This window comes from Kitasatospora sp. NPDC043950, assembly GCF_056435345.1.
Genome location: NZ_JBWKER010000105.1, coordinates 1 through 4,597, shown reverse-complemented (window position 1 = coordinate 4,597; position 4,597 = coordinate 1). Strand labels below are relative to the sequence as shown.

Below are 4,597 nucleotides of genomic sequence, written 5' to 3'. Positions count from 1 at the left end.
ACAACGGGAGCCCCCCCCCACCCCCCCCACCCCCCCCCCCCCCCCCCCCCCCCCCCCCCCCCCCCCCCCCCCCCCCCCCCCCCCCGCGTTCGGTCGGCCGTCGGCGGTTCAGGGCACGATGACGTCGGTGGTCCAGTCGGTGGCGTCCGGGCCGAGGGCCTCGGTGTGGGCGAGCATCCAGGGGAGGCCGCCGAGCTGCTCCAGGGAGGGCGGATCGCCGGCTCCGGTGCCGATGGAGATCTCCACCCCGTTCTGGACGGACTCCAAGGGCGGGTGCGGGTCGGTGTAGGGCGAGCCGTCCGTGCTGGTGTAGACCGGGCGCGGCCCGATCGGCCGCAGGGTGACCGAGACGTTCTTCCCCTCGACCTGGAACATCAGCCACAGGCTCCAGGCGCCGACGCCGTCCGTGTCCGGCCGCCAGAGCGAGATGTCGGTGGCCTTGAACGTCTCGGGCAGGCCGGTGAACCGCACCGGCAGGGGGACGTCCCAGTGGCCGTACCGGACATCGGCCGCGACCCTGAGCAGGATCTCCTGGGAGAAGTTTTCGAGGCGGCCGCCACCGTTTCCGCTGATCTCCGCCCACCGGCCGTCGGGGGTCAGCCAGCGCAGCGTCGGGGCGGCCGTACCGCCCGAGTCGACCAGCCAGTAGGCCGGCCGCCGTTGGCGGGCCGGCAGCGTCGCCAGGGCGTGGCGCAGGTCCAGCGAGGCGTCGAGGTCGACGGGCACGGACTCGGTGTCGAGGGCGGTGCCCGGCCGGCTGGTCCGTCGCCACCAGGAGGTGCGCTGCTCGGCCAGGAAGGTGTTGACCAGCACCCTGCGGGCGTAGCCGTCCAGGTTCTCCATGCGGCCTGCCCGCGACCAGTTCACGTACAGCTTGGTGATGGTCTCCTGGACCAGGTCGTCCGCGCGGTGCCAGTCCCCGCACAGCAGATAGGCGACCTTGCGCAGCCAGCCGCTCCTGGAAGTCACGTACTCCGTGAACTCCTCGTCGCGTGCCTGCTTCGCCATCTGCGCCCCCCTTCTCCCGCGTACCGTCGGCGCTCGTGCGCGCCGTCCACCCCCCTAATGCGGGCACCCGCCCCGAACGTTGCATGCGAAGTGCGCACGTAGGCTTTCGGGCATGCCCAACGGCCGGTACTCGCTCCATACAGCCATGACTCCTCTGGGTCACGACCGCGTGCTGCTCGGGGAGGAGCGCTTCAGCTGCGCCCCCGGGGCGGCCGGCTGGCGGTACGTCTCCAAGACCTACGCGCCGGACGGGCGGGTGATCGGCAGCGTCGACCTCACCCTGGACTCGCGGGCCCGCCCGCTGCGGATGGAGCTGCGGGCCGGTGGCTGGCAGGTGCGCGGCGGCGCGGTGGACGGCGTCGCCTGGGTCCGGACGGACGCGGCGGACCCGGGCGGCGAGCACAGCGTGGAGGGGCACGACCGGGCGCACGGGTTCACCGGCGGCTCGCCGGCCTTCCTGGTCGCCACCGCCCGGCTGCTGCGGCTGCGGGAGGGGGCGAGTGCACGGGTGCGGCTGGTCGCGTTCACCGAACCGGTGCTGGCGCCGCGCACCTTCGACCAGGGGTGGCTGCTGGAGGGGGTCGACACGCACCAGACCGACTCCGGGCCGCTGCTGGTCGAGCGGTACCAGGTCGCGGACCTGGAGACCGGCGAGCAGCAGGTCGTGCACCTCGCGGGGGACGTGGTGCTGGCGGCCGACGGGATCGAACTGGAGGAGCTGGCGTCGCCGCCGAACGCCTGGCCGGCGCAGTTCGGGGAGTAGGTCCGGGCTGAGTGGGTCGGGCGGCGGGCCCGACAGCGCGGTGGGCCTAGGCGGGCGGCGCGAAGCCGGTGCCGGGGGCCGGTGTCGGGGCTGGGGCCGGTGTCGGGGACGGCTGGTCGGCGGTGGGCGGGGCGGGCTTCTCGAAGGAGGGGGCGGCCGGGGCCGCGGTCGTCGGCGGGGTCGTTGCCGCGGTCGTCGTCGGGACGCCGAGGACGCGCAGCGGCCCGCCGTCCGCGGTGGGCGGCTGGGGCGCGGGAGCCGGCCACGCGGCGGGTGCGGGGGCCGCGGTCCGCTGCCGCTGCCACTGGGCCTGGGCCCGCGTCCACTCCCGGCGCTGGCGCTCGGTGAGCACCGCGCCCAGGTATGCCGCCGGGTGCAGCCCCTGCGCCACCGGATGACCGGTCCGGGCGGCCAGGTCGCCGGCCAGCCGGGTGGACATCTGGAGCGCCACCGTGGGGTCCAACTGACCTATGCGGCCCAGCAGTTGGCGAATCGCCAGCCAGAGCGGCTCCGGCACGGCGGACAGGTCCATCGCGACCAGCTCCCGGCCCATCGTCTGGAGCAGGTGCGGGTGCACGGGCGGCAGCGGCGGCGTCCCCCCGCCCGGGGTGCGCTCGCGGACGACCAGCGTCCCGGCGAAGATGTCGCCCAGCCGCTTGCCGTCCACGTTCACGGCCGAGGTGATCACCGCCGGCACGCCGGTCATGGCGACCAGCTCCATGAAGCCGACCAGCCCGCGCACCAGCGAGTGCCGGAACCGCACCGGTCCGCCGTCGGTGCGCACCACCCGCAGGCCGAGCGCGGCCTTGCCGAGCGAGCGCCCGTGGGTGAAGGTCTCGACCATCACCGGCACGGCCACCAGGAAGAACACCAGCAGCCCGATCAGGGTGGCCGCCAGCGCCGCACCGTCCAGTCCGATCAGGGCGACGCTCAGGGTGAGCGAGACCAGGAACAGGGCGGCGAACTCCACGAGCAGGTCCAGCGTGATCGCCAGCGCCCGGCTGGGAAGCTTCGCCGTCTGCAGGTCGAGGACGACCGCCTCACCCGTCACCAGGTCGCTCAAGACACCTGTCCGTTCACGTTCGTGGAGCCGTACAGCTCACTCATGGAGGCCGCCGAGGGCGGCACGGACGAGGGGAGGGGCGTCATCCGGACCGGCCCCCACGACCTGCTCTCCGCAGTCTGATCCGCAGCCGCAAACATACGGCGCCCGGTGGTCGCACGGGAAGTGAGATCCCGGCGGTCGGGGGGCCCACCGCTGCTGGCATGCTGGGCCGCGCGTATCCGTACGTACCCGCCCGTCCACCCGCCCGCGACCGGGCCCCCTCGCGCCCACCGCCGACCATGGAGCCGCCGAATGGACCTGGACGTCTTCGTCGCCACCCACCAGGGGGAGTGGGCACGGCTGGACGCCCTCGCCCGACGGCGCCGGCTCAGCGGAGAGGAGGCCGACGAACTGGTCACCCTGTACCAGCGCGCCACCGGCCACCTGGCCAAGGTCCAGGCCGCCGCACCGGACCCTGCCCTGCTCAGCCGGCTGACCGGCCTGGTCTCGCGGGCCCGCAGCGCGGTGACCGGATCGCGCAGCAGCGGATGGCACGACGTCGCCCGGTACTACACGGTGAGCTTCCCGGCCGCGCTGTACCGCGCGCGCCGCTGGTGGGTGCCGGTCGCGGTCGTCTCGCTGCTGGCCACCGCGGTGCTCGCCTGGTGGATGGCCACCCACCCCGAGGTCCGCAACAGCCTGGTCGCCCCGGATCACCTGCGGGAGATGACCCGCCCGGGCGGGCAGTACGAGTCGTACTACTCGGACCGCCCGGCGAGTTCGTTCGCCGCGCAGGTCTGGACGAACAACGCCTGGATCGCCGTGCAGTGCCTGCTGTTCGGGATCGCGCTGGGTCTCCCGGTGCTCTGGGTGATGTGGACCAACGTGGTCAACCTCGGTGTCGGCGTCGGGCTGATGGCCTCCGCCGGGCGACTCGACGTCTTCCTCGGCCTGCTCATCCCGCACGGCCTGCTGGAGCTGACCGCGGTGTTCGTGGCCGGCGGCCTCGGTCTGCGCCTCGGCTGGACGGTCATCGACCCCGGCCCGCGCACCCGTGGAACGGCCCTGGCCGAACAGGGCCGCTCCATCATCGGCATGTCCATCGGCCTTGCCACGGTGCTGGCCGTTTCCGGTGTGCTCGAAGCGTTCGTCACCCCTTCCGGGCTGCCCACCTGGGCACGCATCTCGATCGGAGTGCTGGCCGAGGCGGCATTCCTTCTCTACGCGCTGGTGTGGGGCCGAAAGGCCGCCGAGGCCGGCGAAGTCGGTGATCTGGACGCGGCCGATCGGGCGGATCTGCAACCCGTCGCGGCCTGAGGCGAGGTGATCGACATGCCTCTGACCTGGTACTCTTCTCGCATCCCGACCAAACCATTGACGTGGTGAGGGTGGGCTAGTAGGTTTGAACGGTTGGGACAGACTGGACAACGGTCAGTCCCGGGCGTTAGTGTCTACGACACCGCCAAATCGAGGTGAGCGCGTTTTATGAATGCGCGTCCTTCGACTGAAGCAAAATTCCGCGAACTGAGCACATCGAAAGCTTTGATAAGCTTCGGAGCGAAGTTCGAAGGAAATCCCGCCAGCGGGAATTCGGAGAAACGAAGCCGGTAAGAACGGCCGCGAGGATCTGATAAGCTGGAAACACGAAAGAACGAAGCGCCCGGAGGGCCCGCTGGAAGGCGGTCCGAAGGAAGTGTCCGTTCCTTGAGAACTCAACAGCGTGCCAAAAGTCAACGCCAGATATGTTGACATCCCCGGCCTCAGAATCTTCTGGGGTTGGA

At 72.0% G+C, this 4,597-nt stretch carries 4 protein-coding genes; 2 read left to right on the top strand and 2 right to left on the bottom strand.

Translation table 11 applies throughout. The features are described from left to right. Positions 1 to 108 precede the first annotated feature (108 nt). Complete coding sequence (locus AC07BF_RS36960) at positions 109 to 1,008, bottom strand: sigma factor (protein WP_363587582.1); 900 nt, start codon at positions 1,006 to 1,008, stop codon at positions 109 to 111. Positions 1,009 to 1,120: 112 nt separating this feature from the next. On the opposite strand from AC07BF_RS36960, the gene AC07BF_RS36955 reads away from it, so the two are divergent. Beyond that, positions 1,121 to 1,771, top strand: a complete 651-nt coding sequence (locus AC07BF_RS36955) for a hypothetical protein (protein WP_350886472.1) — start codon at positions 1,121 to 1,123, stop codon at positions 1,769 to 1,771. A 46-nt stretch (positions 1,772 to 1,817) separates the two neighbouring features. On the opposite strand, the gene AC07BF_RS36950 is transcribed toward AC07BF_RS36955, so the two are convergent. Then, a complete protein-coding gene (locus tag AC07BF_RS36950; RefSeq protein WP_478334546.1) occupies positions 1,818 to 2,834 on the bottom strand; it encodes an RDD family protein in 1,017 nt (338 codons plus the stop codon). Positions 2,835 to 3,128: 294 nt separating this feature from the next. Between AC07BF_RS36950 and AC07BF_RS36945 the strand changes: the two genes are divergently transcribed. Beyond that, entirely contained in the window at positions 3,129 to 4,133 is a 1,005-nt protein-coding gene (locus tag AC07BF_RS36945; protein WP_063349146.1) for a stage II sporulation protein M, read from the top strand. The last annotated feature ends 464 nt before the right edge of the window (positions 4,134 to 4,597 follow it).